The 26175-nt window shown below is 54.9% G+C and carries 30 protein-coding genes and 2 tRNA genes; 9 read left to right on the top strand and 23 right to left on the bottom strand.

Features of this window, described 5'->3' with window-relative positions; genetic code table 11:
* Complete coding sequence (mraZ, locus tag C814_RS14725; RefSeq protein WP_016316147.1) at positions 1 to 420, bottom strand: division/cell wall cluster transcriptional repressor MraZ; 420 nt, start codon at positions 418 to 420, stop codon at positions 1 to 3.
* 536 nt (positions 421 to 956) lie between these two features.
* Between mraZ and C814_RS23705 the strand changes: the two genes are divergently transcribed.
* The 3 genes from C814_RS23705 to C814_RS14715 are packed head-to-tail and all read left to right on the top strand — an operon-like array spanning position 957 to position 2461.
* Positions 957 to 1199, top strand: coding sequence for a hypothetical protein (locus C814_RS23705; RefSeq protein WP_022788440.1), 243 nt, complete (start codon positions 957 to 959; stop codon positions 1197 to 1199).
* A 7-nt stretch (positions 1200 to 1206) separates the two neighbouring features.
* The gene (locus tag C814_RS14720; protein WP_016316145.1) at positions 1207 to 1713 is read left to right on the top strand and encodes an RNA polymerase sigma factor; all 507 of its coding nucleotides are present in this window, start codon (positions 1207 to 1209) and stop codon (positions 1711 to 1713) included.
* Entirely contained in the window at positions 1682 to 2461 is a 780-nt protein-coding gene (locus C814_RS14715; protein ID WP_016316144.1) for an anti-sigma-I factor RsgI family protein, read from the top strand. Before C814_RS14720 ends, C814_RS14715 begins: the two co-directional genes overlap by 32 nt.
* Positions 2462 to 2519: 58 nt before the next feature.
* On the opposite strand, the gene cysK is transcribed toward C814_RS14715, so the two are convergent.
* The 7 genes from cysK to C814_RS14680 form a co-directional block, all read right to left on the bottom strand.
* Positions 2520 to 3452 carry a cysteine synthase A gene (gene cysK, locus C814_RS14710; protein ID WP_016316143.1) on the bottom strand — a complete coding sequence of 311 codons (933 nt, stop codon included), beginning with the start codon at positions 3450 to 3452 and terminating at the stop codon, positions 2520 to 2522.
* A gap of 212 nt (positions 3453 to 3664) precedes the next feature.
* Complete coding sequence (locus C814_RS14705) at positions 3665 to 4036, bottom strand: type II toxin-antitoxin system PemK/MazF family toxin (protein ID WP_016316142.1); 372 nt, start codon at positions 4034 to 4036, stop codon at positions 3665 to 3667.
* Between the two features lie 206 nt (positions 4037 to 4242).
* Positions 4243 to 4785, bottom strand: coding sequence for a hypothetical protein (locus C814_RS14700; RefSeq protein ID WP_016316141.1), 543 nt, complete (start codon positions 4783 to 4785; stop codon positions 4243 to 4245).
* Between the two features lie 67 nt (positions 4786 to 4852).
* A complete protein-coding gene (locus C814_RS14695) occupies positions 4853 to 6388 on the bottom strand; it encodes a bifunctional ADP-dependent NAD(P)H-hydrate dehydratase/NAD(P)H-hydrate epimerase (protein ID WP_016316140.1) in 1536 nt (511 codons plus the stop codon).
* A gap of 353 nt (positions 6389 to 6741) precedes the next feature.
* Positions 6742 to 7923, bottom strand: coding sequence for an aminotransferase class I/II-fold pyridoxal phosphate-dependent enzyme (locus tag C814_RS14690; RefSeq protein WP_022788439.1), 1182 nt, complete (start codon positions 7921 to 7923; stop codon positions 6742 to 6744).
* Positions 7923 to 8417, bottom strand: a complete 495-nt coding sequence (locus C814_RS14685; protein ID WP_016316138.1) for an Lrp/AsnC family transcriptional regulator — start codon at positions 8415 to 8417, stop codon at positions 7923 to 7925. Before C814_RS14685 ends, C814_RS14690 begins: the two co-directional genes overlap by 1 nt.
* Complete coding sequence (locus C814_RS14680; protein ID WP_016316137.1) at positions 8414 to 9244, bottom strand: histidinol-phosphatase HisJ family protein; 831 nt, start codon at positions 9242 to 9244, stop codon at positions 8414 to 8416. The genes C814_RS14685 and C814_RS14680 overlap by 4 nt, the downstream gene beginning before the upstream one ends.
* Before the next feature lie 259 nt (positions 9245 to 9503).
* On the opposite strand from C814_RS14680, the gene dmpI reads away from it, so the two are divergent.
* The 6 genes from dmpI (at position 9504) to C814_RS23700 (ending at position 11922) form a co-directional block, all read left to right on the top strand.
* Positions 9504 to 9719: a 4-oxalocrotonate tautomerase DmpI gene (dmpI, locus tag C814_RS14675; RefSeq protein WP_016316136.1), complete on the top strand. Its 216-nt coding sequence runs from the start codon at positions 9504 to 9506 to the stop codon at positions 9717 to 9719.
* Positions 9719 to 10576 carry an endonuclease/exonuclease/phosphatase family protein gene (locus C814_RS14670; RefSeq protein ID WP_016316135.1) on the top strand — a complete coding sequence of 286 codons (858 nt, stop codon included), beginning with the start codon at positions 9719 to 9721 and terminating at the stop codon, positions 10574 to 10576. Before dmpI ends, C814_RS14670 begins: the two co-directional genes overlap by 1 nt.
* Before the next feature lie 133 nt (positions 10577 to 10709).
* Complete coding sequence (locus tag C814_RS14665) at positions 10710 to 11057, top strand: hypothetical protein (protein ID WP_369750561.1); 348 nt, start codon at positions 10710 to 10712, stop codon at positions 11055 to 11057.
* 188 nt (positions 11058 to 11245) lie between these two features.
* A tRNA-Lys gene (locus C814_RS14660) sits at positions 11246 to 11321 on the top strand.
* 6 nt (positions 11322 to 11327) lie between these two features.
* A tRNA-Ala gene (locus tag C814_RS14655) sits at positions 11328 to 11403 on the top strand.
* Positions 11404 to 11493: 90 nt separating this feature from the next.
* Positions 11494 to 11922, top strand: coding sequence for a hypothetical protein (locus tag C814_RS23700; protein ID WP_016316133.1), 429 nt, complete (start codon positions 11494 to 11496; stop codon positions 11920 to 11922).
* 101 nt (positions 11923 to 12023) lie between these two features.
* Here C814_RS23700 and C814_RS14650 read toward each other — a convergent pair whose 3' ends face one another.
* The 15 genes from C814_RS14650 to purE form a co-directional block, all read right to left on the bottom strand.
* Positions 12024 to 13874 carry a heavy metal translocating P-type ATPase gene (locus C814_RS14650; RefSeq protein ID WP_022788437.1) on the bottom strand — a complete coding sequence of 617 codons (1851 nt, stop codon included), beginning with the start codon at positions 13872 to 13874 and terminating at the stop codon, positions 12024 to 12026.
* Between the two features lie 30 nt (positions 13875 to 13904).
* Positions 13905 to 14123 (bottom strand): cation transporter, encoded by a 219-nt coding sequence (locus tag C814_RS14645; RefSeq protein WP_016316131.1) that lies wholly within the window; start codon positions 14121 to 14123, stop codon positions 13905 to 13907.
* Positions 14124 to 14161: 38 nt separating this feature from the next.
* A complete protein-coding gene (locus C814_RS14640) occupies positions 14162 to 14524 on the bottom strand; it encodes an ArsR/SmtB family transcription factor (RefSeq protein WP_016316130.1) in 363 nt (120 codons plus the stop codon).
* A 223-nt stretch (positions 14525 to 14747) separates the two neighbouring features.
* Positions 14748 to 15848 carry a hypothetical protein gene (locus C814_RS14635; protein ID WP_016316129.1) on the bottom strand — a complete coding sequence of 367 codons (1101 nt, stop codon included), beginning with the start codon at positions 15846 to 15848 and terminating at the stop codon, positions 14748 to 14750.
* 25 nt (positions 15849 to 15873) lie between these two features.
* Positions 15874 to 16401 (bottom strand): RNA polymerase sigma factor, encoded by a 528-nt coding sequence (locus C814_RS14630; protein ID WP_016316128.1) that lies wholly within the window; start codon positions 16399 to 16401, stop codon positions 15874 to 15876.
* 184 nt (positions 16402 to 16585) lie between these two features.
* Positions 16586 to 16924 (bottom strand): hypothetical protein, encoded by a 339-nt coding sequence (locus C814_RS14625; protein ID WP_016316127.1) that lies wholly within the window; start codon positions 16922 to 16924, stop codon positions 16586 to 16588.
* Positions 16925 to 16965: 41 nt separating this feature from the next.
* On the bottom strand, positions 16966 to 17976 hold the full coding sequence (locus C814_RS14620; protein ID WP_031219732.1) for a PTS sugar transporter subunit IIC: 1011 nt from the start codon (positions 17974 to 17976) through the stop codon (positions 16966 to 16968).
* Positions 17977 to 18205: 229 nt separating this feature from the next.
* Complete coding sequence (gene purD / locus C814_RS14615) at positions 18206 to 19474, bottom strand: phosphoribosylamine--glycine ligase (RefSeq protein ID WP_016316125.1); 1269 nt, start codon at positions 19472 to 19474, stop codon at positions 18206 to 18208.
* Between the two features lie 58 nt (positions 19475 to 19532).
* Complete coding sequence (locus C814_RS14610; protein ID WP_016316124.1) at positions 19533 to 20708, bottom strand: phosphoribosylaminoimidazolecarboxamide formyltransferase; 1176 nt, start codon at positions 20706 to 20708, stop codon at positions 19533 to 19535.
* Positions 20709 to 20719: 11 nt separating this feature from the next.
* Entirely contained in the window at positions 20720 to 21535 is an 816-nt protein-coding gene (locus tag C814_RS22390) for an IMP cyclohydrolase (RefSeq protein WP_016316123.1), read from the bottom strand.
* Between the two features lie 14 nt (positions 21536 to 21549).
* Positions 21550 to 22149, bottom strand: coding sequence for a phosphoribosylglycinamide formyltransferase (purN, locus tag C814_RS14605; protein WP_016316122.1), 600 nt, complete (start codon positions 22147 to 22149; stop codon positions 21550 to 21552).
* Positions 22143 to 23180, bottom strand: coding sequence for a phosphoribosylformylglycinamidine cyclo-ligase (gene purM, locus C814_RS14600; RefSeq protein ID WP_016316121.1), 1038 nt, complete (start codon positions 23178 to 23180; stop codon positions 22143 to 22145). Before purM ends, purN begins: the two co-directional genes overlap by 7 nt.
* A complete protein-coding gene (gene purF / locus C814_RS14595) occupies positions 23170 to 24621 on the bottom strand; it encodes an amidophosphoribosyltransferase (protein ID WP_016316120.1) in 1452 nt (483 codons plus the stop codon). Before purF ends, purM begins: the two co-directional genes overlap by 11 nt.
* A 49-nt stretch (positions 24622 to 24670) precedes the next feature.
* Complete coding sequence (gene purC / locus C814_RS14590) at positions 24671 to 25381, bottom strand: phosphoribosylaminoimidazolesuccinocarboxamide synthase (protein WP_016316119.1); 711 nt, start codon at positions 25379 to 25381, stop codon at positions 24671 to 24673.
* Positions 25382 to 25413: 32 nt separating this feature from the next.
* Entirely contained in the window at positions 25414 to 25914 is a 501-nt protein-coding gene (gene purE, locus C814_RS14585; protein ID WP_016316118.1) for a 5-(carboxyamino)imidazole ribonucleotide mutase, read from the bottom strand.
* Between the last annotated feature and the right edge of the window lie 261 nt (positions 25915 to 26175).

Genomic DNA, 26175 nt, shown 5'->3' with positions numbered 1-26175 from the left:
CTAAAATCCCAACTCATCCATCGCTGCTGCAATCGATTCGGACGTAAGCAGCGCATTGTTCTGTTCCCAGCGGGCGGTGTCCCAGATTTCAGCCCGGTTGAATACTCCGGCAATCGTGACATCCTTCTCAAGACCGGCATATTCCCGCAGATGCGCGGGCAAAAGCACCCGGCCCTGCTTATCCGGCTCAACCTCCGCCGCACCTGAAAAGAAAAAGCGGTTGAGCGGAGCGGACTTGGAGATTGGAAGTTCCCGCAGCTTTGCGGCGAGCAGCTCCCATTCCTCCATCGAGTAGACAAACAGGCAGTTATCCAGCCCTCTGGTAACCATAAAACGCTCTCCCAGCTCCTCACGCAGACGCGCCGGAAAGCTGATCCTGCCCTTGGGGTCGAGGTTGTGGCTGTACTGACCTGTCAGCATACCATCGCCCCTCCCCCTGCAATTTTCATACCATGTACTCCACTTTTAACCACTTCTCACCACTTTTACATCCTTATTATACTTGTTCATCTTGTAAAAAGCAAGGGTTTTCTGGGGATGGCAAAAATATCCGCCGATATTGCCGACGGATACGGGGATGTTTTTTCTATTAAAACGCGGGCAGAACATTCCCTTGTAAACCCTTGATGAACTCTGTTTTATCCTCGACTACCTAGTTTTAGATATCATCGGACACACAAGAATGCATAACACTCTGTTTTCCATATAGGAAACAGATATGAAAAACAATCCGTTCAAATTTTCTAAAAAATTTGAACGGATTGTTCTCTTTGAATCGTATTATAATTGAAATGGGAATTCCTGATTAACAGCAATGGAGGAAATAGCTATGCTTAAAAAAGTATTACCCAGCGTTCTGGCCGCCGCACTTCTGTTGTCCATCGGAACCACCAGCGCCTTTGCGGCTGGGCTTGGACAAGGCCCCTATTTCGTAGACGCTAATGGAGACGGCATTTGTGATTATGCCGGAACTGGATGCGGCGGGTACTTTGTGGATGCTGACGGGGACGGGGTCTGCGACTATGCAGGAACCGGATGCGGCGGGCACTTTGTGGATGCTGACGGGGACGGCGTTTGTGATTACGCCGGAACCGCCTGCCCTTACAGAAATGCTGATGGAAATAGCAACGGAGTCCGACCGCAGGGCGGCGCAGGATGGGGAAATGGCTGCCATAGAGGACGTTTCAGATAACGGATGAAAGGGCCATGCGGAGCGAACAAGAAGTAAACAGAGCTATCGAACGGTATTCAAATACCGTTCGACGGCTTTGCATGATACATCTGAAAAATGAGGCTGATACCGAGGACATATTTCAAACCGTGTTTTTGAAGTATGTCCTTAGTTCCGTTTCTTTTGAAAGCGAAGAGCACGAGAAAGCCTGGCTGATTCGCGTCACGATCAATGCCTGTAAAGACCTGATCAGGAGCTTTTTTCGCAGCCACACAGTATCTCTGGATGAGGTCATGGAACAGCCTGCCCTACTGCCGCCGGACAACAGGGAGGTTCTTGAGGCGGTGCTTTCTCTTCCAAAAAAGTACAAGGATGTTGTATACCTTCATTACTATGAAGGCTACACCGCTCCTCAGATCAGCCGGATTATTGGCAAAAACGTCAATACCATTTATACGCTCCTGACCCGTTCCAAACAGATGCTCCGAGAGAAGTTGGGAGGTGATGCGTATGATTCCCGGAATAAAGGAAGCGTTCGATAAAATTAACGCAGAGGACGAACTGAAGGCCCGTACCAGAGCTTTTCTTGCCAAGAAAACAAACAACTATACAGAATACCGTGTGCCAAATGTTCAGCGTCTAGCCGCTGCCGCAGCCGGTTTCCTATGTCTGCTGGCAGGTAGTTACTGGCTCTATTTTGTCCCGACAGCAGAAATCAGTATAGATGTCAATCCCTCTATCGAACTGGGCATTAACCGGTTCGATCAGGTGATTTCCGTACGCGGCCGCAACGACGATGGGAAGGAACTGGCGAGTTCATTGCACCTGCGGTTTACAAATTACACCGAGGCAATCCATCGGACGCTGGAAAGCCAAAAAATTATCACTCTGTTGTCCAATGATGAAATGGTGACGATCGCCGTCGTTGGGTCAGACGAAGCGCGGTGTGCGAAGATGCTTTCCAATATTAAGTCCTGCACTGCTGGTCAGGAAAATACCTATTGCTGCTATCTGACCCATTCAGATGAGGTTGCTGCCGCCCATGAAATGGGGCTTTCCTATGGAAAATACTCCGCATTTTTAGAGTTGCAGTCACTCGCCCCCGATATGACGCCCGAAGAAATTCAAGACATGAGCATGAGAGAGATCCGCAGCCGGATCAATGCGTTATCACCTGCTGACGAACGGGTGGCACAGGCGGACAGCGGCAAGGGCTGCGGGCATCACAATGCTGGTCAGGGCTATCGGCACAGAGCCGGCTGGTGGAATGCTGCTTCGTCAGATGAATAGAGCCGGACCGGCTGGTGACCGATCCGGCAGCGGCACAGAAACGGGTTATATTCAGATGTCAGTCCTGAAACAGCGCTGTGGAAAGATAGCGGTCACCGGTGTCCGGCAGCAATACGACGATATTTCTGCCCTTGTTCTCGGGACGTTTTGCCAACTGAATGGCGGCCCACAAGGCAGCACCCGAAGAGATGCCCACCAGAATCCCTTCTGTCTGGCCGACCTGCCGGCCAACAGAAAAAGCGTCCTCATCCGCTACCGGGATAATCTCATCGTAAATGGAACAGTCCAGCGCTTCGGGGACAAATCCCGCACCGATCCCCTGAATTCCGTGGGGGCCTGCGGTACCCTTACTCAACACCGGCGAAGAGGCCGGTTCCACCGCAACAACCCTGACCGCAGGATTCTGCATTTTCAGGTAGGCGCCTACACCGGTGATGGTGCCTCCAGTCCCTACACCAGCTACAAACAGGTCCACCTTACCGTCCGTATCTTCCCAGATCTCCGGGCCAGTGGTAGTCTGATGCGCCAAGGGGTTTGCCGGGTTCACAAACTGTCCGGGAATGAAACTGCCGGGAATCTCCCGGGCAAGTTCCTCCGCCCTGTCAATAGCGCCCGCCATGCCTTTTGTGCCTTCGGTAAGCACCAGCTCCGCACCATAGGCTTTCATCAGCTTGCGGCGTTCAACGCTCATGGTTTCCGGCATGACGATGATAATTCGATAACCGCGGGCAGCGGCTACACTGGCAAGTCCGATGCCGGTATTGCCAGAGGTCGGCTCAATGATGACCGAACCGGGCTTCAACAGCCCTTTTTGCTCTGCATCGTCAATCATCGCCTTTGCAATGCGGTCCTTGGCCGATCCCGCGGGGTTCAGATACTCCAGCTTTGCCAGAATCCGGGCTTCCAGATTTTCCAGCTGTTCTATGCGGGTCAGTTCCAACAGCGGGGTTTTTCCAATCAGCTGATCGACAGAAGTATAAATCTTGCTCATGACCGGTCCTCCAAACATAAAAAATAACAATACAGATGCGCAATCTTCTGCGGACAGAAAGATACTATTCAAGCGGGTATATCGGAATTATATACCCCTGTTTTCCATCTGTCAATTGCGGAAGATGGCTACCCCTCAGATATGCAGCAGGCTCCCGCGGTAAATCCCCGCGGGAGCCTGTTCAACTACCCCTTCAAAACCCGTCTGCATGGTTATGTAGACGGGTTCCGTCCAGTATTCTCGCCCAATCCGAAACTGATCGAAAGCGCCTGGTTGATCTGGCCCATCGAGCCGTCGTCCAGCCGCCCCATCTTCTCCTTGAGGCGTTTTTTGTCGAGTGTGCGGATCTGCTCAAGCAATACCACAGAGTCCCGGGAAAGCCCGCAGACCTGTGAATTGATCTCGATGTGGGTAGGCAGCTTGGATTTTTCCTTCTGGCTGGTGATCGCTGCGGCAATCACAGTCGGGCTATACCGGTTCCCGACATCATTCTGCACAATCAGCACCGGCCGCACCCCTCCCTGCTCCGAACCGACCACCGGGCTCAAATCCGCATAATAGATTTCTCCTCTTTTCACAGTCATTCCTATCACTCTCCGTGGATATTCATTTTGCATCTGACGTCCCTGCATCCCTGAAGCAGTTCGATTCTAGTTTGGGCGTGGGGCACGTCATTTAAACATCCGGAGTGAAAAAAGTTTCCGCACCCTTTTCATGATATGGGGCAGGCCCGGTTTTTGACAATCAAAAAGCCCGCACCATGCGGCGCGGGCGAATCCAAAAAACAGGGTCAGTCCTGAAGAATCGAGAAATTGAGGACTTCCATCTCCAGATCATGTTCCGGAAGCGAAAGTTGCAGCAGGTTTCCGCTCTCCCGGTCGAGCAGGAGGGAGAAGGTTCCCTGCTCCATACTGCCCTCAAACCGGACCCCCTCCCCCTCCTGCCGGACGTTCATTCCCTGGTCGTTCAGCGCGGCATTGAGCGCGGAGAGGATCAGTTTGGATGCCGCCTGCCCCGGAACACTGTCCGGCTCAAAATCGAACTTCATCTCCCCGTAACTGAGGGTCACCCGATCGGTATAAAAAGTCATCTTCATCTCTTTGAGGGTGTCTGGGGCATCAAATGTCACAACTGCGCAGTTCATCGGCTTTTTATAGATGGTCATGGTCGTTTCCATCCCCTGATACCGCACCTTTGCAGTTGTCTGGAACGGCTTTGCCAGCGTTTCGCGCGCCTGCTCCGCCATCTTTGCTGGGTCCTGCCGCTCCGCCGCATGACAGCCACAGAATACCATCAGAGCGGCCAGAACCGCCAGAATCGTCTTTTTCCACATAGCCCCACCCCGTTCGGTCAGATTCGGAAACGCCTTCCTCCGAAAAACGGCGGCTGGTTTCCTTTCTTCAACGTCCGTGGTCGGCAAACACCCGCGGCAGCATTCTGATGACATCCCGCGGCAGCATCCCATACTGGGAAAACTCATTCGCCGCGTAATCACCCGCCATCCCATGCAGCCAGACACCGCACGCCGCTGCAACAGCAGGTTCATGCCCCTGCGCGGCAAGTGCCCCGATCACCCCTGCCAGCACGTCGCCGCTGCCCGCCTTGGCCAGCCCAGCGTTGCCGGTGGTGTTGATGTAGACCTGCCCATCTGCTGCGATCGTGTTGGTGTAGGCATCCTTGAGCACAACCGTCACCCCATACCCCTCCGCGAACCGTTTCCCAATCGAAAGAAGATCCCTCCGGATCTGTTCAGGCGGCAGGGTAGTCAGGCGGGAAAGCTCCATCAGATGCGGTGTGAACACCACCGGTGCCTGCGCCTGTCTGATTATATCTATATTCTTAGCGACCGCATTTATGCCATCTGCGTCGATAATCAGCGGGCATTTTACCGTCTGAATCAGGTCGTAGACGATGTGACAGGCATCACTCCCGGTCCCGAGGCCGTTCCCCAGCAGGATCGCGGACGACCGCTCCGCTTCCTGTAGGATTGTGTCGATCGAATCGTACGAAATCGAGCCGTCCGCATTCTGGCGCAGCGGCATCATCACCGCTTCAGTCAGGTTGGGCAGCGCAGTCCGGCAGACCTCCTTGGTAGAGGCCAGGGTGACATATCCCGCACCGGTGCGCAGCGCCGCAAGCGACGAAAGCATCGCGGCTCCCATATACCGTTGACAGCCCGCGATATTCAGCAGCCTTCCGTAGCTCCCTTTATGGGTCTCGCGGCGGCGAGGCAGCAGGATGCCGAATACAAATTCCTCATCCACCACAGTATAAAGCGGCTCGATTCCCTCCCGCGCCTTGGGCGGGATCCCGATGTCCACCACAACCACCTCTCCGCACCAGGCCGCTGCTCCGGGGAGAACGGTCGCGGGCTTATCGCTGTCAAACACGATGGTCACATCCGCACAGACCGCGAAATCGTCCGCGGCACCGGTATCCGCCGCTACGCCGGTCGGGATATCCAGCGAAACCGTCTGCACCCCCACCCCGTTCATCAGCCGGCAGATGTCCCGATGTTTTTCGTCCAGCTCCCCATAGAAGCCTGTCCCATAGATGGCATCAACCAATAGATCGGTTTCGGCCAGCCGCTCCGCCAGGTACACCGGGTCCGCTTCGAATTCCACCACAGCGATCTCCATCCCGCTGAGGATTGAAAACATCGCCTGCGCCTGTTCGGTGCGGGGCTGCCCGTCGGTGAGCACAACCGCCACATTCGCGCCCGCCTCATGCAGCCGGCGGGCCACTACAAAGCCATCCCCACCGTTGTTTCCCCGTCCGCAGAAGATAGTAACAAACCGCCCCTCCACGTCGGTTATCTGCCGGATCGCGATTGCCGCTGCACTGCCTGCGTTTTCCATCAGGCGTTCCATGCTCAGGGCATATTCTGTCGAGTTGGCTTCAATGGTTTTCATCTGCTCCGCTGTTACAATCAGCATAACATCCCCCCATTCTGTCTTTTGGATAAAAAAGGGCTTTTCCCCTGCAAAAAGTCTCCTCCTGCCGCCCTGTAGAGTGCCAAGGAGGTCCGCTGTGGCTCTCCGGTGCGGCAAACGGAAGGGGGTCTGCCCCTCAACCCCGCCACCTTTGAAATGGTGGACGAAACTTTTGATGAAATACAAAACAAGTTTTCATTCCCCGGCAGATCGGGTGAAACGAACGGGCCGGACCGTTTGCCTTGCCGGGAAATGACGCCTTGGCCTGTAAGGTATGTCCATAGAGGGCCTGTGATTTTTTCAAAAAACAAGCCTTAAATAAGGATAGCATAAGAGAGCCGCGGAAAAAGGCAGATTTACGCGGACGGCAGGTTTTTGACAAATCGCTCGATCCGTTTCAGGGCCTCGAGCAGGTGCTTGATCGAATAGGAATAGGACACACGGACATGACCTTCACCGCTTGCGCCGAGCGCATCCCCTGGAACGACCGCTACCCGTTCCTTTTCGAGCAGCTTCATGCAGAATTCGTTGCTGGTCATGCCGGTCGACCGGATGCTTGGAAAGACGTAGAATGCACCCTCCGGCTCAAAACAGCTCAACCCGATCCGGTTGAACCCGTCAACCACCAGACGCCGGCGCATATCATACTCGCTGCGCATCGCCTCGATCGCTTCATCGCAGTTCTTCAATGCCTCGACCGCTGCATACTGGCTGGTTGTCGGGGAGCACATGATCGCAAACTGATGCAGCTTGATCATCTGCCGGATGATCGGCGCAGGGCCGGCTGCATAGCCAAGACGCCAACCGGTCATGGCGTAAGCTTTGGAAAAACCGTTGACCAGAATGGTACGTTCCCGCATCCCGTCCAGCTCGGCAATCGAGACGTGCCGTTCCGATCCATAGGTCAGCTCGGCATAAATCTCATCCGAAAGCACGAGGACATCGGTTCCGCGCAGTACCTCCGCGATCTCCTCCAGATGGTTCCGCCGCATGACCGCGCCGGTCGGATTGTTGGGGAACGGCAGGATCAGCAGTTTGGTTTTGGGGGTTAAATGCTCCCGAAGCTGTGCAGCGGTCAGACGGAAATCATCCTCAACACGGGTCGCGATCGGCACCGGGACCCCGCCTGCCATCCGGGTAAGCGGGTCATAACAGACAAAGCATGGTTCGGGAATCAGCACCTCTTCCCCTTCGCCGGGATTGATCGTAGCCCGGATGCACAGGTCGATCGCCTCGCTCCCGCCGACGGTGGCAAAGACATCGGTTTTGGGGTCATAGGAAAGGGTAAAACGGCGTTTGAGATAGTTGCAGATCTCTGTACGCAGCGTGATCAAGCCCGCGTTTGCGGTGTAAAAGGTGTGCCCCTTCTCCAGGCTCTCGATCCCTGCGCGGCGGATCTCCCACGGGGTTTTAAAATCCGGCTCCCCAACGCCAAGGGAGATCACATCATCCATCTCCGCCGCGATGTCGAAAAATCTGCGGATACCAGATGGTTTGAGGGCGGCGGCCGATCTGCTCAACAGCTTATCATAATCCATCACTGGGAAGTTACCTCCCGTTCATCCCGAGGGGCGTCTGCCATCAGCAGGCCGCGCTCCTTGTATTTTTTCAGGATAAAATGGGTACTGGTCGACTGTACCGCATCCAGCGGAGCCAGCCGGTGCGCCACAAACAGGGCAATGTCCTTGAACGTTTTGCCGCTGATCGTCAGCGCAAGGTCATAGCCGCCGCTCATCAGGTAGCAGGTCTCGACCTCGGGAAACTGCGAGATGGTGTAGGCGATCTCCTCAAACCCCATCGTTGCCTTCGGAGTCACCTTGATCTCGATCCGCGCAGAAACGAGATTATGTCCGGTCTTATCCCAGTCGATCAGCGCTTTGTAGCCCCGGATGATCCCCTTCTGCTCCAGTCCGGCGATCGTGTCGGAAATTTCCCGCACAGTGACGCCAAGCATCACTGCAAGCTGCTCATGGGAAAGCTGCGCATCATCCGCAACCAGCTTTAACAATTTGATGATATCAATCTCTTTCATACGTTCACAACTCCTTTTTCCTCAATCTGGATCAACAGCGGATGGCGCTCCCGGTAGAAGGTATAACTCCCAAAGCCCGCATCCGCCAGAATCTGTCTGGCCTGGTCAAACCCGGCGCCCAGCGTATGTATCTGGTGGGAGTCCGAGCCAATCGTCACAAACTCCCCACCCAGTTCCCGAAACCGCCGGATATACGGCGCTGGCGGCATTGTATCCGCAAGCGGCCCGGAGAGGCCGGAAGTATTGATCTCCAGCCCTTTGCCCTCCTGTGCGGCAAGCCGAAGGATTGCATCCGTCAGGTCGCTGTATCGCCCGAGATCGACCGGGATCTTATGCCTGCCGGTGATGTATCGGATTGGATAGGTCAAATGCGCCACTACGTCAAATTCTCCCAGCTGCATCGACCGGAGCAGTGATGTGAAATAATAGGTCAGATAGCGGTCGATCTCCTGCGGTGTCCATCGGTCGAACGGATGGTAAAAGATGTCCGTCCCGTCCTCATCATTGTGAACTGAAAGCAGGATCATATCGAATGGGCGGCCTGCCACCTGACGCGCAAGCTCGGGACGGTGATGCACCCCCGAAATCTCGACCCCGGTATGCAATGTCAGACGGCCCTGAAATACCTTGGCCGCCTTGCCCACATCGAAGATTGACTGTGAAATCCGCTCTGCGAACTGCCCGGATTCGTACTCCTCCAGCTCGCAGTGATCGGTGACGCAGAATCCGGAAAGCCCTGCCGCTACGGCCTGTTCACACAGGAGCATCACCGAGCTTTCCGCATCGGGTGAATTGCTGGAATGCACATGACTGTCAAAAATTCTCATCTGTAACCCCCATCCTCTATCTTTGCTGGTTTTGTCTGAACCCTGATGAATCATGATATGCTGGTAATTTATTGTACCACCTTCCGCGCCGGTTTGCAATCCTGTCTTCCAATCCGTCTTTTTACCCGCTGAATCGTTGAAAATTCATCCAACCAGTGCTATAATTGAAACACTTGAAAAGAATCGGGATAAGCAAAGGTCCTTTCTTTAAGAATCTGTTTCGTATACTAGAGATTGTTTGAAAAAAGGAGGAGGCGTCATGCCGTATATCAAAGTGACCGGTGGCAGTTTAACCGCAGAGCAGAAGGAACTGCTCATCAAACGTCTCACGCAGGTGGCTTCCGAAATAATGGAGGTTCCGCCTGAATTTTTCATGGCTGTAATTGAGGAACTTCCTGACCAGAACATCGGGATTGGCGGCAGAACAATCGGCCAGATCAAGCAGGAATATCAAAGAAATACGGGTGATCTGTGATGAGTGACAGTGATCTGATCCGGGTAATCTCCTTCAACCTCAAGAGGGATTTCGGCATCCCGCTCAACCACACCCACAAATGGGGGGAACGCCGCGCGCTTGCAGCGCAGTTTATCCGGGAAAGCGGCGCTACCATCATCGGTGTGCAGGAGCTTCTGCCCAATATGCGCGAGGATGTCGGCCGCCTGCTGGATGTCGATTACAGCATCCTCGGGTTTGGGCGGTTCCGCGGCCTCAAGCCCAAAGACGACGAGCACAGCGATATTATCATTAAAAATCAGGAAGCCAAAGTCAGCCTGATTAAAACCTTCTGGCTTTCCAAAAGCCCTGAAAAACTCAGCCGCGCCTATTATGCGGTATTCCCGCGGATCTGTACGGTCGCGGAAGTTTACATTAAACGACTCGATCGGTCGATCCGGGTGTTCAATACCCATCTCGACCATATCTGCGGGATCGCGCGGCTGCTTGGGGTGCAGGTCATCCTCGACTATATGGAAAAATATCAGCAGCAGCGCCCTCTGCCGACCATCCTGATGGGGGATTTCAACTGCAAGCCCAGTAGCAAACCGGTTCAGTTCCTGCGCAACTACGCTGCTGATCGGAGCGGCTTGCACCTTACTGATGTGTACACCCGGTTTGATCCCTCCTGCCTTTCGAATACGCTGCACAATTTCAGTGGGAAAATCCGGAAGGGCGCCTGCCCGATCGATTATATCTTTGTTTCCGATGAATTCGAGATTATTGATTCCCAGATTGTAACCGATCCGATCAACGGGTTGTATCCGTCCGACCATTACCCTCTGCTGGCCACCCTCCGCCTGAAGGACACCCCCTCCGATCTGGAATATACTGAATAACGAGGTGATTGATATGCCGCAGATGAACAAGGGCGGTAAATTTATTTTTGGAAAGTCAGTCATACAACCGGATGGTGCCGTCCAAATCCCTGTCCAAGCCATTCAGGAATATCAAATCACGACGGAAGGCAGGGTGTATCTGTTTACGGGAAGCAAGGTCACAGGCGGATTCTGCGTCACCCGGAAAGGACTGTTGGAGCCGTCCAAGCTCGGCCACATTTTGACCGAGAACCCGGATCTGCTGCATTATACTGCGGCACCCGGCGTATTCTTGAGATACAAAGGGCGTTCCTACTGCTGGACCACCATTACAAACGATGGAAAAATCGCCCTGTCCAAAAACATGATGGATTTTCTGGAACTGGCGCCAGGAAACGCTCTCCTGTCCATCCGAAGCAGCGACATTGCTTTCACAATGGGCGTAAAAGGTCCCCTTTTGGAGAAAGCGCAAAACTATGAGGGGGAGATTCCGATATTCTGATGCATTTTTAAAGGGGAGCAAAGAGCTGCGGCATCCATCTGAAAAAGGAGTGCGTATGGGTGTTCTTCCACGAAAATCCTGCTTCTCAAATTATTTTACAAATTTCATAAATTTTTTCCCTTTTTAGGTTGACAACTCCATCTTTCTTTGCTATAATAATCAAGCGTTGTGAATCACTTCGTCAGCATGATCCATTAGCTCAGCTGGCAGAGCACCTGACTTTTAATCAGGGTGTCCGGAGTTCGAGTCTCCGATGGATCACCAAAATATGGGCCCGTAGCGCAGCTGGGAGCGCGTACGGTTCGCATCCGTAAGGTCGAGGGTTCGATCCCCTTCGGGTCCACCATAAAAATCATGTAAAGTTTTTTAGGCTTTGCGTGATTTTTTTGCAGGTTCGGAAATCAAAGCGGTCTTATTTTCAGGAAGGAGTTTTTTTATGAGCCTGAAAAAATGTCTTTTAACAGGTCTTGCGAGTGTCCTTGTGCTCTCTGCCGTCACTGTACCCGCTTCGGCGCATGGGCATCGCCGCGCTGTTGCAGTACAGCAGCGGACGGTCTATCCCACCTGCGCGGTTGCAGACTGCACCCTGTCCGGCATCCACACACATGATGGTATCTCCTGTTGCCGTCACAGCCAGCAAAGCGGTATTTGTGACTACTGCGGCAATGATTGCGGTGCACAACTATGCGCCGTGGAAGGTTGCGCTCTGTCGGGTGTCCACACCCATAATGGTGCCTCCTACTGTCATCACAACCAGGAAAATGGTTCCTGTACCCATTGCGGCACTTATTTTGGGGTACCGTCAACGTCCGCAGCCCCCTATTACGGCGGGCACCATGGCGGCCACTGTCGTGCATGGTACTAATTTCTCCGTCTCTTCAAAGGGTTAAAAGGGCATCCGCTTTCTGCGGATGCCCTTTCTATCTGCGATTTACGCTAAGAACTGATTGCAAGCGCAACTTCGAATCATGCGGCCTCTGTTTTTAAAGCACGAGAGGCATTGAGTACCGCGAGTATCATAACACCTACATCCGCAAAGATCGCCGCCTGCATACTGGCAAGACCCACTGCACCGAGCAGGAGGAGCAATCCCTTGACGCCCAGCGAAAAGACGATGTTCTGCTTGACAATTCGCAGGGTCTTTTTAGAAATCCGCATTGCAGAGGCGATCTTGGAGGGCTGGTCATCCATTAAAACAATGTCGGCAGCCTCGATTGCGGCATCAGACCCCAATCCCCCCATCGCGATCCCGATATCTGCCCGGGAAAGGACTGGGGCATCATTGATCCCATCACCAACAAACGCCAGCTTTCCCTTGGCGGACTTCTGTTCCAGCAGTTCCTCCACCCGCGCTACCTTATCTGCGGGAAGCAGGCCGGCATGGAACGAATCAAGTCCGAGTTGTCCGGCGGTCTGCTCGGCGACCGCCCTTGCATCACCGGTCAGCATGACTGTCTGACGGATTCCCATTTGTTTCAGTGCAGCGATCGCTCCGGCCGCATCAGGCTTGACCGTATCGGAAATCACGATATGTCCACCATAGCAGCCATCTACCGCAATGTGCACCACTGTACCGGTCAGATGGCAGTCATGCCACTGCACACCGGTTCGGTCCATCAGTTTCCCGTTTCCGGCATAGATCAGAAGCCCATCAACCCGCGCTTGCACCCCATGCCCCGAAAGTTCCTCCACATCAGAGACCCGGCTGCTGTCGATCGGTTTGCCGTACGCCTGACGCAAAGAACGCGAGATCGGATGGTCGGAAAAGCTCTCGGCAAGCGCCGCAAGCTCCAGCAGCCGGCTCTCTGGCAGCGTATCAGGGTGCACAGCTGTAACTTGGAATACCCCTTTGGTAAGGGTCCCGGTCTTGTCAAAAACGACAATTTCGGTTTCAGAGAGCGCTTCCAGATAATTGCTGCCTTTAACCAGAATCCCAGCTTTGGAAGCGCCTCCGATTCCGCCGAAAAAGCTGAGTGGGATCGAGATCACCAGTGCACAGGGGCAGGAGATCACAAGGAAGATTAGTGCACGTTCAATCCAGGTATTCCAGGAACCGCCGAGCAGAAGCGGAGGAAGCAGGGCGAGCAGAACCGCACCAATTACGACGACAGGGGTATAATAGCGGGCGAACTTGGTAATAAAGTTCTCGGCGCGGGCTTTTTTGCTGCTCGAATTTTCTACCAGATCGAGAATTTTTGATACGGTAGACTCCCCGAATTCCTTGCTGACACGCACCCGCAGCAAACCGCTCTGATTGATACAGCCGCTGATCACATCATCCCCCGCAGCGACCTCGCGTGGAAGGGATTCTCCGGTCAGCGCCGCCGTATCCAGTGAGGAACTGCCTTCGATGATCACGCCATCAAGCGGGATTTTTTCTCCCGCCTTAATGACAATGATATCCCCCACCGCAACTTCATCCGGATCGACCTGTTCGAGTGCACCGTCCCGCTCGATGTTGGCGTAGTCGGGCCGGATGTCCATCAATGCGGTGATCGACTGGCGGGATTTCCCGACCGCATAGCTCTGGAAAAGCTCGCCGATCTGGTAGAAGAGCATGACCTCCACCGCTTCGGGAAACTCGCCGAGCACAAATGCACCGATCGTAGCAAGCGCCATCAGAAAATTCTCGTCAAAGACCTGTCCATGTGCGATGTTGCGCGCTGCTCTCCAAAGAACATCCCAGCCAACCACTGCATAAACCGTAATAAAATAGAACAGCCGGAATACCCCGCTCAACGGGAGCAGAAACGAAAGCGCGAACAGAACCGCGCTGACCAGAATCCGCGTCAGCATCTTTTTTTGCTTCCTGCTCATCGGTATATCCCCTTCCTAACCGGATACCGGTTACAATTTGATGGCACAATCGGGTTCTACCCGTTTGCAGACCCGCACAATCTCCTGCATGATCTCGTCAAAGCGGCTGTCGTCCGCATCAACAGTGAGCTTCTGTGCCATAAAGCTGACAGCTGCATCGTTTACGCCGTTGATTTTTTTGATCGCAGCCTCCATCTTGGCGGCGCAGTTTGCACAGTCGAGATCCACCATTTTAAAATGCTTTTTCATCAGAATACCCCTCCATAATAATTGAATTATTTTTTTCCTTATTCTGCAACATGCTCCATCCCCTGGTCGATGATCGTGCGTACATGCCCATCCGCCAGAGAGTAGAACACGGTCTTGCCGTCCCGCCGGTATTTAACCAGTTTGCTCTTTTTGAGCACCTGAAGCTGGTGAGAGATCGCTGACTGTGTCATATTGAGCAGTTGAGCGATATCACAGACGCACATCTCCGATTCAAACAACAGATAGAGAATCTTGATCCGGGTGGAATCCCCGAAAATTTTGAACAGCTCGGCCAGATCAAACAAAATCTCGTCCTCGGGCATCTGCTGATTGACCTTATCCACAATCTCCTGGTGCACGTGCATCAGTTCACATCGTTCCGCACTGCTGGTTTCCGACATATCATATTCACATCCTTTCATATGAATGATTGTTCATGCGTTTATTATAATCCTTTTTCGAAAAAAGTCAATAAGGAATTTTGCTAAAAAACCTAAAAAATGCTGTGGAACCGAACGGCAGAAAGAGAGCCAAAGTGCCAACATAAACAGAGACGGACAGCCGATAATGGCTGTCCGTCTCTGTATTTTTTGTAAGTGATTTCAAAAGACTGCTCTCTACAGGTCAACCGCCAACAGGCGATGCTGTCTGAGCAGATGTCATCGTTTCAATAATGATCTGGTAAAGCTCCTCCGGGGAAACATTGATCGAGCCATACTCAACCACAAAACCATCCTGATAGAGGATACCCACGTTTCCATGATACTGCTTTTCATCCCCCGGCTCATCGGACGGGAGCAGCCGCGCCTCTAATATCTGCTGGGTAACCTCTTCCGCCCGGAAAATTGGGTTGTTCGTTGTATAGAAATACGCCTCTGGGATTGAGTCCGCATACGGGATTTCATACAGCCGCAGGTCGAATGTCTCCGGCTTGTCAGGATCTGCAAGATAGGCCGACCGTTCCTCGGTATAATCCTGGACCGAAACCCGCAGTTCTTTTGTGTAATCCTGACTGAAAAAACTGACTGAAAGCGTATAGGTATCTATGCCGCCGCCCGAATAGTAGGTCCCCTCCGGTGCGGATTTGGGTAGCCAGTTCCCCCAAGGCAGCTGCTCCCGCGCCTGTTCCAACGATTCCAGCGGCCGGTAATCGGGAGCTGCCATCTTGGGGGCATAGTCCTCACCCGTGTTCTCTCCTATGTCGCCCTCCGCACTCCCTTCCAGCGACCGTCCCATCTTTGGCTCCGGTTCATAGCTGGCTGGTATACCGGCCGATGGTTCTATCACCAGGTTGGCCCCCCCTGCGGGCGCATCCTCTTTCAACTCTGTCAGGGTATCATCCCCGATGGAAAACGACTGCGCCTCTGGCACTCCTCCAAACCCAGCGTCTAAAGGTTCAGGCATATCCTCAGGAAAAGCTACCGCAGCGTTCTGCAAACTAGCCTTCTCCTCCTGCCCGATCAGTGCCTCCGAACTTTTTTCCATACCATTCATCACTCTGACCGACCCCAGAACCACTACAAAACAGGCAGCAACCCCGACAAGCGCTCTCCAATACCGGTATCTCCGCGGTTTTTCCTCTTTCAGATCGAGATATTCCAGTTGATAGCGCATCCTGTCCGGCTGAAGCGAATGGGGGAGCTTGATATCCTGGTTGAGGGCATCAAACCGCCCGCGCAAAAATTCCAGATTTTCCTGCAATTCTTTTTCTTTTGCCACATTCACACGCATTCACTCCTTTCTGTCCTGCCTAGCTTTCCAACTGGGCGCGCAGCTTCTTCAAAGTGCGGTGCAGCTTGGAGCTAACCGTTCCCTGAGGCGCACCGAGGATTTGGGCGGTTTCCCGTACGGTATATCCCTGCACCACCGCAAGCGCGACAATCTGCCGTTCCTGTGCATTGAGGGTTTCCAGCGCATGCAGAAGTGCGATCTTCTGGGTAGACTGCGCTTCCACCCCGTCCCCCTCTTCTGAAAGGTCGAGGAAATCGTCAATGTCCAGCTGATTGCGCCCGTTTATGTACTGCCCAATCTTCCGCTTGCACCGGATCGACAGGATTCGCATAATCCATGGTTTAAAGCTGTTCTCGTCCCGCAGCTTTCTAATCCCCTTATATGCTTCGATGAATGTTTCGCTTACCACATCCTGTGCATCATGGGAATTGCCCAGCGAATAGAGCGCAACGCGATAGAGGTCCTCCGCAATCTGCTGGTAGACCTTTGCAAAGCTGTCCTTATCCCCAAGGCGCGCCTGCCTCACCGCATTTATGTCAACAACCATCTTATACCACCATTCTCCTGCCAAGCGGTTCACTTATATAGTGGCCCGCTGGCTCCCTTTTACTGCACATTTGTAAAATTTTTATAATCAAGGGAGCGCTGCACATAACAGCGCTTTCAAAAATGAAAAATGTGCCAGCAGTCCCCACCGGCACATTCAGTATAACACACTATGTTCCGTTTGCCTATGCTTCTATAATATCGGTCGGATTTTCCACTGTCAGAATTGCGTAGACACAGGTGGTCACCACCGAAAGAAAGTTCGCAAGCAGGTTGATCTGCGTCTGGGTCAGGTTATCGCAGAGGATATTTGCTACTGTCGCAGCGACATAAATAAACTGCGCTCCCTGCCCGCTTTTTGGCTGCGGAGCCTCGTTGGAAAGCCCTCTTGCCGTTGCGGCTGCGCCCTTCTGCCCCTTAATCGGGCCGAGACTTCCTACCGTACTCGCGGTTCCTGTCGCGCTCGTGCTGTCGAGCGCTCCTGCACCCGCCGCCCCTACCACGCCTGCCGAGCCTGTCTCCATATGCACCACCTCCCCACACAGTTTATGCAGAGAGGATCCTTTTAGCCAACCTTCATTTTAAGATCACCGCTTTTGATCCAGCCCATCCGGAGGAAGAAATGGTAGAACACCATCGTCAAAACCGCAGGCAGGATCACCTGCATGACCGCCATTTCCGCCAACAGGATCGGAAATGCCGTGTCTGCACCCATCGCAGCGACCGTTCCAAACTGTCCAACCAGCCCGCTAGTGCCCATTCCTGCGCCTGAAGCGGTGTTGGTCATCCCGAGCACTCGGGTCGAGATAGGGCCGAGGATTGCGCCTGCCAGCGTTGGAGGGACCCACAGCATCGGACGGCGCATGATGTTTGAGAACTGAAGCATCGAGGTGCCGACTCCGACGCTCACAAGCCCACCCCAGCCATTTTCTTTGAAGCCCATCACCGCAAAGCCGACCATCTGTGCGCAGCAGCCAACAGTCGCCGCACCGGCAGCAATCCCGCTCAGATCAAGCATGATGCAGAGAGCAGCCGAGGAGATCGGCGCAGTGAGCGCCATGCCGACCACCACTGAAACGATAATACCCATAGGGATCGGAGACAGCTCGGTCGCGGTATTGATGATCCCGCCGAGAAAACTCATGAAATCCTGGACATACGCACCTGTAAAATCACCGATCAGGCCACCTGAAACGATCGTGACAATCGGAGTGAGGATGATATCCACCCCGGTTTTCCCGGCGACCAGCGAACCGATTTCACTCCCAGCCACCGCCGCTATGTACGCGCCAACCGGCCCGCCTGCCGCGTAACCAATCGCACCACAGGCCACACAGGAGAAGGTAACCAGCGGTTTGGAGCCAAGCCCCCAGGCCACCGCGGTACCGATCGCCGCGCCGACCACCGGCGAGGAAGCGGACAACACCTCGGTGAGCACCGACAGGAAACCCAATCCCGGCAGCTTGGCAAGCTGAGAGATCACCAGACCGATGATGAGCGAAGAGAACAGCCCGAGTGCCATAGCGCTCATCGCGTCGATCAGGTAGCGTTTGAAAAACTTTTTGACCAGATCCATTGCATACAACCCTTTCTTACTCTGGCAGTTTGCCGAGGCAAACCCTGCATACCTGACCGGGTGCCGCGCGTACGCGGCTCCCCTGATCCGGATACAGGTTTCGTCCCGCGCCCTGTGGTTCCCTGCCATTTCATCGGTTGCGCAACAAAGCCATTTTTTGTTTTTAGACCCCTCCGGGCCTTTTGCATTCTAGCATAATTTACCGGGCCCGTCAACCAGCTTTTGAAGATCAGCGGTTTTTCGCGCCGATGTCCCGGCGCAGATGCATCCCCTCAAAGGAGATATTCTCTGCGGCAGCATAAGCCGCCCTGACCGCCTGTTCCCCGTCCGGCGCGGTACAGGTCACACCCAGCACTCTGCCGCCTGCGGTCAGATAGGAATCCCCATCCCGCTTGGTACCTGCGTGATAAACCGTCGCACCGGGGACTTGCCCTTCCGCATCCAAGCCGGAGATCTGCTTGCCGGTTTCGTATTTCACCGGATACCCCCCGCTTGCGAGGATCACACAAGCAGCGCTGTCCTTCGAAAAACGGACCTCGGTTTCCGCCAGCCGTTTTTCCGAAATCGCCAGCATGATCTCGAGCAGGTCGGTTTCGAGCAGCGGAAGCACCACCTGTGTCTCGGGATCTCCAAAGCGGCAGTTGTATTCGATCACATACGGGCCTTTCGAGGTGAGCATCAGCCCAAAATAGAGGCAGCCAGAAAACGGCCGGCCTTCCGCTTTCATCGCGTCGATGGTTGGGCGGAAAATCCGCTCCATGCAGGTCTGTGCAACTTCAGGCGTATAGTGGATGTTAGGGGCAACGGTACCCATCCCGCCGGTATTCAACCCCTGGTCGCCGTCCAGCGCGCGCTTGTGATCCATCGACGAAACCATCGGTACGACCGTCTCTCCGTCGCAGAACGCCAATACGCTGACTTCCGGTCCGGTCAGGAACTCCTCAACCACCACCTGGCTGCCCGACGCGCCGAACACCCGATCCTCCATGATGCTGTGCAGGGCATCCACCGCTTCTGTTTGATTCTGGGCGATAATGACCCCTTTGCCGAGCGCAAGCCCATCCGCTTTGATGACAACCGGATATTCCCCCCGCTGCTCGATATACGCAATCGCCGCTTTCGGGTCGGAAAAGACCTCGTAAGCCGCAGTCGGGATGCCGTATTTTTTCATCAAATTTTTGGAAAACACCTTGCTTCCCTCGATCTGTGCAGCCGCCTTATCTGGGCCGAAAGTCCGGATACCCGCCGCATGCAGCGCATCGACCATCCCGAGCACCAGCGGGTCGTCCGGCGTGACCACCACAAAATCGACGCCCTGCCCCTTGGCAAACGACACCATTCCTTCGATGTCGGTCGCCTTGACCGGCACACATTCCGCATCCGCCGAGATACCGCCGTTACCGGGCGCGCAGTAGATTTTTTCTGCCTTCGGATTCTCTTTGAGTTTCCGGATCACCGCGTGTTCGCGGCCCCCTGAACCCACCACCAATAGTTTCATTCATTTTCCCTCCATACAGCTCGCGGGGATGCGCAGAACGCATCCCCGCAGAGATTTTTCAATGATGGAACAGCCGGATGCCGGTAAACGCCATCGCAATGCCATATTTGTTACAGGTTTCGATGACATGATCGTCACGAATCGAGCCGCCCGGCTGCGCGATATACCGCACCCCGCTCCGATGTGCACGCTCTATGTTGTCTCCGAACGGGAAAAATGCGTCCGAACCGAGTGATACGCCATCCAGCGTGTCGAGCCATGCGCGTTTTTCCTCGCGGGTGAGAGGTGCGGGACATTCGGTGAAAAACTGCTGCCACGCTCCGTCGGCGAGTACATCCATGTAATCGTCCGAGATATAAACGTCGATCGTGTTATCCCGGTCGGGGCGGCGGATGTCCGCTTTAAACGGCAGGTTCAGCACCTTTTCATGCTGGCGCAGATACCAGATGTCCGCCTTATTGCCCGCCAGACGGGTACAGTGGATCCGGCTCTGCTGGCCTGCCCCCACGCCGATCGCCTGCCCGCCTTTGGCATAACAGACCGAATTGGACTGGGTGTATTTCAGGGTAATCAGCGCGATGATAAGGTCACGTTTTGCGTCCTCGGTCATCTCTTTTTCGTCGGTGACCAGATTTTCCAGCAGCGCCCCGCTGATCTCCAGCTCATTTCTGCCCTGCTCAAAGGTGATCCCAAACACGTCCTTATGCTCAACCGGCGCGGGACAATAGTCCGGGTCGATCTTCACGACGTTGTATCCGCCCTTACGCTTGGTTTTCAGGATCGCGAGCGCTTCCTCGGTATAACCGGGCGCAATGATCCCGTCCGAGACCTCCCGCGCGAGCAGGGTAGCGGTTTCCGCGTCGCAGATATCCGAAAGCGCGGCCCAGTCGCCGTAGCTGCTCATCCGGTCGGCGCCGCGCGCGCGCGCATAGGCACAGGCGACTGGTGAAAGCGCGAGGTCATCCACGAAATAAATCTTCTTTTCGGTCTCGGTCAACGGCAATCCAACCGCCGCCCCTGCCGGACTGACATGTTTAAATGAAGCTGCACTCGGCAGGCCAGTTGCCGCTTTGAGTTCCCGGACAAGCTGCCAACTGTTGAACGCGTCGAGAAAGTTGATATAGCCGGGTTTGCCGTTCAGTACCTCAACCGGAAGTTCCCCCGCCTGCATAAAGATTCTGGCTGGTTTCTGGTTGGGGTTGCAGCCGTATTTGAGTTCGAGCTGGTTTGCCATGCTGTTCCTCCTCACTGGTTTTGATTCACAATTCGTGTTTCGCAGGTGCCCGCCTCCACGTCGATATACCGCACAAAAAGCGAAACCTTGTTATCCGGGTTGAGCGCATTCCAGACCGCGTCGGTAAATGCGTCGATCCCACCGTCGATCCCGACGCAGGCCGGTTCCCCCTCAAACGACGGGATCGGGTTGCCGTCGCACCGGTAGGTGTGGATAAAATGCCCCTCTCCTGCAACCGGTTCCATATATTCATAGAAAAACCGCTGGACACTGTCCGGGTTGCCGTTCGCACTCTTGAGAATCGAGAGCTGATACCGGAATCCCTCAAGCGCACCCGAGATGCGCGGCGTGAAGTTAGGCGGGTCCGGCTCAAAAGTGCGGGTACGGAGCGCCTCTTCGAAGGTCCTGCCCTGCTGGAACGCTTCATAGACGGTATCCGTCTGGTCGCCGTTGGTCACGACGGTCACAACGCCGTCGGAGTATCCCCGCATCGGGGCTGACCCTGCGCCCTGCACAACGGGGGGCTGCTCCCCCGCGCGGATAAAAGCGATTGGCCCGTCCCCGGTTCCCGATTCCAACGACCGGAACACCCGCACCGGATGATAGATAATCAGGCTAGGGTCGGTCAGTTTGGCGGGATCGAACGCCTGGGTACGGATCCCCTCCCCGTCCTCCACAAAGACGCGGTTGCGGCTGTTCTCGCTGCGCCCCATGATGAAATAGGCGATTACCGCATGTTGGCCGTCGGCATGTTTTCCAATCACGATACCGCGCCCGGGATAGCTGTTGTTTTGCAGAAGCTGTTCCAGATTTTGTCTGTTTGACATCTCCATCCTCCGTCTCAGTTGGATTTCGCGTTGCAGACCAGCGCGACCGCGCGGGGCAGCAGTTCCCATTCGGCCTGCTCCATCACCCGCCGCTGCAACGTCTCAGGGGTGTCGCTCGGCAGCACCTCCACCGCCTTTTGCAGGATAATCTGCCCACCGTCGGTCACCTCGTTGACAAAATGTACCGTTGCGCCGGTCACCTTGACCCCATAGGTCAGCGCCGCCCGATGTACCCGGATACCATAATACCCGTCCCCACAGAACGCAGGAACCAGAGAAGGATGCACATTGATGATCCTGCGTGTGTAGTTGCTCACGATCTCGCTCCCAAGGATGTGCAGGAATCCGGCCAGCACAACCAGATCCGCATCAGCGCGCTGGAGCGCCGCAAGGATTGCCGCATCGTAGTCCTCACGCGCCTTATAAAAGCTGCGGGGGATGACCTCACAGGGAATCCCCGCTTTTTCCGCCCGTTTGATGGCGTAAGCATCCGGATTCGAGCTGATCACCTGAACGATCTCACCCGCACCCAGCTCGTCACGGGCCTGCGCGTCGATCAGCGCCTGAAGGTTGGTGCCGCCGCCCGAAACCAGTACCACAATCCGTTTTAACATAATTCGATCCCCTTTTCGCCGTTCTCAATCTGTCCGATAACCTTCGCCCGCTCGCCATGCGCGTTCAGGATCGCGACCGCGCGGTCCGCGTCCTCCCTGCCAACTGCCAGGATCATCCCGACCCCCATATTGAAGGTATTGAACATATCATGTTCCGGAATGCCGCCTGTCTTCTGAATCAAGTCGAAGATTGGCAGAACCTCGACTGCCGCACGTTCTATTTTGGCGCGCTTCCCATTGGGCAGGGCGCGCGGAATGTTCTCATAGAAGCCGCCTCCCGTGATGTGGGAGACCGATTTGACTGTCAGCTCCTCCATCACCGCCAACACCGGTTTGACATAGATTTTAGTCGGGGTGAGCAGCGCTTCGCCAAGGGTCATGCCCAGTTCGTCGTGATGTTGGGACAGCCCGCCCTTCTCGACATCAAATACCTTGCGCACGAGGGAGAATCCGTTGGAATGCACCCCGCTGGAGGCGATCGCAACCAGCGCGTCCCCCGCTTCGACCCGGCCAGGGTCGAGAATTTTGGAGCGGTCGACCGCCCCAACCGAGAACCCCGCAAGGTCGTATTCCTCCTCCGGGTAAAACCCAGGCATCTCGGCAGTTTCGCCGCCGGTCAGCGCGCAGCCTGCCTGCACACAGCCTTCGGCCACGCCCGAAACGATGGTCGCGATCTTTTCCGGGACATTCTTCCCGCAGGCGATATAGTCCAGGAAGAGGAGCGGCTTCGCGCCGCAGCAGATGATGTCATTGACGCACATCGCAACACAGTCGATCCCGACAGTATCATGTTTATCCATCAGGAATGCCAGCTTGAGCTTGGTGCCGACTCCGTCGGTGCCCGCACAGAGAACCGGATGCGGCATCCCTGTGAGATCCATCTCAAACAGGCCGCCGAATCCACCGATCCCGCCGAGTACCCCGCTGGTCATCGTTCGTGCAACATGCGCTTTCATCAGCTCCACAGCCTTGTATCCGGCGGTCACATCGACGCCTGCCGCTTTATAGGCGTCGGAATAACTATTCTGCATCTGTCTCTTCCTCCTGCTTCGCTGCGCTGATCTTTTTTTCAAACTTGTTTTTCTGCATCTTATCAGGCACCGCAATCGGGTATTCCCCTGAGAAACAGCCCACGCAGAACCCGCAGTTGGCGCCCTGGGCAATCTCCTTGACCCCATCAATGCTGAGATAGGTCAGCGAATCCACCCCGATCTGTTTGGCGATCTCGGGGACGGTCATCCGGCAGGCGATCAGCTTGTCCCGGCTGTCGATGTCGGTGCCGAAATAACAGGGATTTTTAAACGGCGGCGCTGTGACCGCAAAATGCACCTCGCGCGCACCTGCATCACGCAGCAGACGGACGATCCGCGCACAGGTGGTTCCGCGGACGATCGAATCGTCGATCAACACCACCCGCTTGTCCCGGACGGTTTCAGCAATCACGTTCAGCTTGATCCGCACCGAATCCTCCCGCTGGCCCTGGGTGGGCTGGATGAAGGTACGGCCGATATAGCGGTTTTTGATGAACCCGACCCCATACGGGATACCGCTCTCCTGGGAATAGCCAAGCGCAGCATCCAGACCCGAATCCGGCACGCCGACCACCACATCCGCCTCCACCGGATTTTCCCGATAGAGGATGCGTCCGGCACGCTGCCGCGCCTCATGGACGCTGACTCCCTGTATCACCGAGTCGGGGCGCGCGAAATAGACATACTCAAAGACACAGAAACTCGATTCGCCGCCGCAATGGGAGTACAGGCTATGCAGGCCGTTCTCATCGGCGATCACGATCTCGCCCGGCTCAACGTCCCGCACAAACTTCGCGCCGATGCTGTCGAGCGCGCAGGTTTCGGACGCAAACACCACGCCGCCGCTCGCTGTCTCGCCGATGCAGAGCGGGCGGAACCCGTTGGGGTCGCGCACCGCAATCAACTTTTTCGGGGACATAACGATCAGCGAATAGGCACCCTTAATCGAGTACATCGCCTTTGCAATCGCGTCCTCAATGCTGGGGGAGAGCAGCCGCTCACGGGTGATGATATAGCTGATGACCTCCGAATCATTGGTGGTGTGGAAGATCGCGCCGTTCAGCTCCAGCTGACGGCGCAGCTCGGGCGCGTTGACCAGATTGCCGTTATGAGCCAGCGCCATTGCACCCTTGCAGTGACGCACCACCAGCGGCTGGGCGTTGACCGCACTGCTGTTGCCGGTAGTTGAATAGCGGCAGTGCCCGACTGCCATGGTCCCCCATCCGAGTTTTTCCAGATTGTCGCGGCTGAATACGTCAGGTACCAGCCCCACGTCCTTATGGCAGACGATCAGCCCATCATCGTTGACCGCGATCCCGCAGCTTTCCTGCCCGCGGTGCTGAAGCGCATAAAGCGCATAATAAGCGCTGCTCGCGACATCCGACTGCTCTTTCTCGTAGATACCGAATACGCCGCATTCCTCATGGATTGTATCGAACATGCTTTCACTCCTATAAAATCAGGTTCCCGGGCGGATGTTTCCACCAGGATTATTCCCCCATCAGCCGTTTCATAATCTCGTGGTAGGCATCCTCCACGCCGCCAAGATCCCGGCGGAACCGGTCCTTGTCCAGTTTTTCACCGGTCTTGCTGTCCCAGAACCGGCAGGTGTCAGGCGAAATCTCGTCCGCGAGGATGATCGTCCCGTCGCTGGTTCTGCCGAACTCGAGCTTGAAGTCGATCAGCTCGATCCCAAGGTCTTTCAGATAGGCGGTCAGGATTTCGTTCACCTTGAACGCATAATTGGCGATTGTCTGAAGCTCCTCCGGGGTGGCAAGCTCCATCGCAAACACATGATAGTCGTTAATCATCGGGTCGCCCAGCTCATCGTCCTTATAGCTGTACTCAAGGACGGTTTTGGCAAGTTTTTTGCCCTCGGGCAGCCCGAGCCGTTTGGAGAGCGAACCGGCCGCAATGTTGCGGACAATGACCTCCAGCGGGACGATCGTGACCTTTTTCACAAGGGTTTCACGGTCGGAAAGCTCCTCGATCAGGTGGGTCGGGATGCCATTTTTCTCAAGCAGGCGCATCAGGTGGTTGGAAACCTTGTTGTTGATCATCCCCTTTTCGGCGATCGTGCCTTTTTTCAGACCGTTAAACGCGGTCGCGTCGTCCTTGTAATCAACGATGTAGGCATTGGGATCATCGGTTTTAAACACCTTTTTCGCTTTTCCTTCATAAAGCTGTTCCAGTTTTTTCATAATTATCGTCTCCTTCTCCATCTATCAATCTATCAGGACTGAAATTGTTCCTGTATCTTTGCATCTTTTTCAAGGACTTCCTGTTCCATCTGGTCTTTGCGCACAGTGAGCCGGTAGGCAACCTCTGCGTCAAACACCCCAATGATCTGGGCAGCGAGCAGGCCGGCATTCTTTGCACCGTCGATCGCAACGGTCGCAACCGGGATGCCGGCAGGCATCTGAACGGTCGCAAGCAGTGCGTCCAACCCGTCCAAGGTGGAGGACTTGACCGGGATCCCGATAACCGGCAGGGTGGTGTGTGCGGCGAGAACCCCCGCGAGATGGGCAGCCTTGCCCGCTGCCGCAATGAGCACAGCAAATCCCTTTTCGCGCGCATTGGCTGCGAACTGGCAGGCGATCGCCGGGGTGCGGTGAGCACTCATCACATGCACTTCGGTCGGAATCCCAAGCTCCTTTAGAATGTCTATCGCGCTTTTTACCACAGGCAGGTCGCTGTCACTGCCCATGATGACCGCCACTTTTTTTTCAGCCATTTTGACACATCCTTTTCTGCAAAAAAATGAAAACAGGCTGCGGTTTGGCCCGCAACCTGCAAAAATCCCGCAACTATCTCCGGATTCCCGGACAAACTGCGAAAATGCGTCCGAAGATGCAGCTATAGCGGTGCAAACCGCCATATCCCGCTGCCTGCCACATCATCCTGACGCCTCCCTTTTGGATCCTCTTTTTTAGATTCTACATGAAAATACCGATAATTTCAATTAGAAAACTGTAAACATTCAAAAGATTGGCGG

Origin of the sequence: Anaerotruncus sp. G3(2012) (genome assembly GCF_000403395.2) — a bacterium.
GTDB lineage: Bacteria > Bacillota > Clostridia > Oscillospirales > Ruminococcaceae > Anaerotruncus.
Note: the sequence above shows the minus strand (reverse complement) of the source record. Positions and strands in the feature narration are given on the sequence as shown.

Coding starts and splice junctions, on each gene's coding strand:
- C814_RS23700 (WP_016316133.1), top strand. CDS start 11,494: ATGAGCCTGAAAAAATGTCTTTTAACAGGTCTTGCGAGTGTCCTTGTG.
- C814_RS14715 (WP_016316144.1), top strand. CDS start 1,682: ATGATTCCCGGAATAAAGGAAGCGTTCGATAAAATTAACGCAGAGGAC.
- C814_RS14680 (WP_016316137.1), bottom strand. CDS start 9,244: ATGAGAATTTTTGACAGTCATGTGCATTCCAGCAATTCACCCGATGCG.
- C814_RS14630 (WP_016316128.1), bottom strand. CDS start 16,401: ATGGTTGTTGACATAAATGCGGTGAGGCAGGCGCGCCTTGGGGATAAG.
- C814_RS14625 (WP_016316127.1), bottom strand. CDS start 16,924: ATGGAGACAGGCTCGGCAGGCGTGGTAGGGGCGGCGGGTGCAGGAGCG.
- C814_RS14640 (WP_016316130.1), bottom strand. CDS start 14,524: ATGTCGGAAACCAGCAGTGCGGAACGATGTGAACTGATGCACGTGCAC.
- C814_RS14670 (WP_016316135.1), top strand. CDS start 9,719: ATGAGTGACAGTGATCTGATCCGGGTAATCTCCTTCAACCTCAAGAGG.
- C814_RS14645 (WP_016316131.1), bottom strand. CDS start 14,123: ATGAAAAAGCATTTTAAAATGGTGGATCTCGACTGTGCAAACTGCGCC.
- C814_RS14705 (WP_016316142.1), bottom strand. CDS start 4,036: ATGACTGTGAAAAGAGGAGAAATCTATTATGCGGATTTGAGCCCGGTG.
- purC (WP_016316119.1), bottom strand. CDS start 25,381: ATGAAAAAACTGGAACAGCTTTATGAAGGAAAAGCGAAAAAGGTGTTT.
- C814_RS14695 (WP_016316140.1), bottom strand. CDS start 6,388: ATGCTGATTGTAACAGCGGAGCAGATGAAAACCATTGAAGCCAACTCG.
- C814_RS14685 (WP_016316138.1), bottom strand. CDS start 8,417: ATGAAAGAGATTGATATCATCAAATTGTTAAAGCTGGTTGCGGATGAT.
- purM (WP_016316121.1), bottom strand. CDS start 23,180: ATGCAGAATAGTTATTCCGACGCCTATAAAGCGGCAGGCGTCGATGTG.
- purN (WP_016316122.1), bottom strand. CDS start 22,149: ATGTTAAAACGGATTGTGGTACTGGTTTCGGGCGGCGGCACCAACCTT.
- purF (WP_016316120.1), bottom strand. CDS start 24,621: ATGTTCGATACAATCCATGAGGAATGCGGCGTATTCGGTATCTACGAG.
- C814_RS14610 (WP_016316124.1), bottom strand. CDS start 20,708: ATGGCAAACCAGCTCGAACTCAAATACGGCTGCAACCCCAACCAGAAA.
- mraZ (WP_016316147.1), bottom strand. CDS start 420: ATGCTGACAGGTCAGTACAGCCACAACCTCGACCCCAAGGGCAGGATC.
- C814_RS14700 (WP_016316141.1), bottom strand. CDS start 4,785: ATGTGGAAAAAGACGATTCTGGCGGTTCTGGCCGCTCTGATGGTATTC.
- purE (WP_016316118.1), bottom strand. CDS start 25,914: ATGGCTGAAAAAAAAGTGGCGGTCATCATGGGCAGTGACAGCGACCTG.
- dmpI (WP_016316136.1), top strand. CDS start 9,504: ATGCCGTATATCAAAGTGACCGGTGGCAGTTTAACCGCAGAGCAGAAG.
- cysK (WP_016316143.1), bottom strand. CDS start 3,452: ATGAGCAAGATTTATACTTCTGTCGATCAGCTGATTGGAAAAACCCCG.
- purD (WP_016316125.1), bottom strand. CDS start 19,474: ATGAAACTATTGGTGGTGGGTTCAGGGGGCCGCGAACACGCGGTGATC.
- C814_RS14650 (WP_022788437.1), bottom strand. CDS start 13,874: ATGAGCAGGAAGCAAAAAAAGATGCTGACGCGGATTCTGGTCAGCGCG.
- C814_RS14690 (WP_022788439.1), bottom strand. CDS start 7,923: ATGGATTATGATAAGCTGTTGAGCAGATCGGCCGCCGCCCTCAAACCA.
- C814_RS22390 (WP_016316123.1), bottom strand. CDS start 21,535: ATGTCAAACAGACAAAATCTGGAACAGCTTCTGCAAAACAACAGCTAT.
- C814_RS14620 (WP_031219732.1), bottom strand. CDS start 17,976: ATGGATCTGGTCAAAAAGTTTTTCAAACGCTACCTGATCGACGCGATG.
- C814_RS14720 (WP_016316145.1), top strand. CDS start 1,207: ATGCGGAGCGAACAAGAAGTAAACAGAGCTATCGAACGGTATTCAAAT.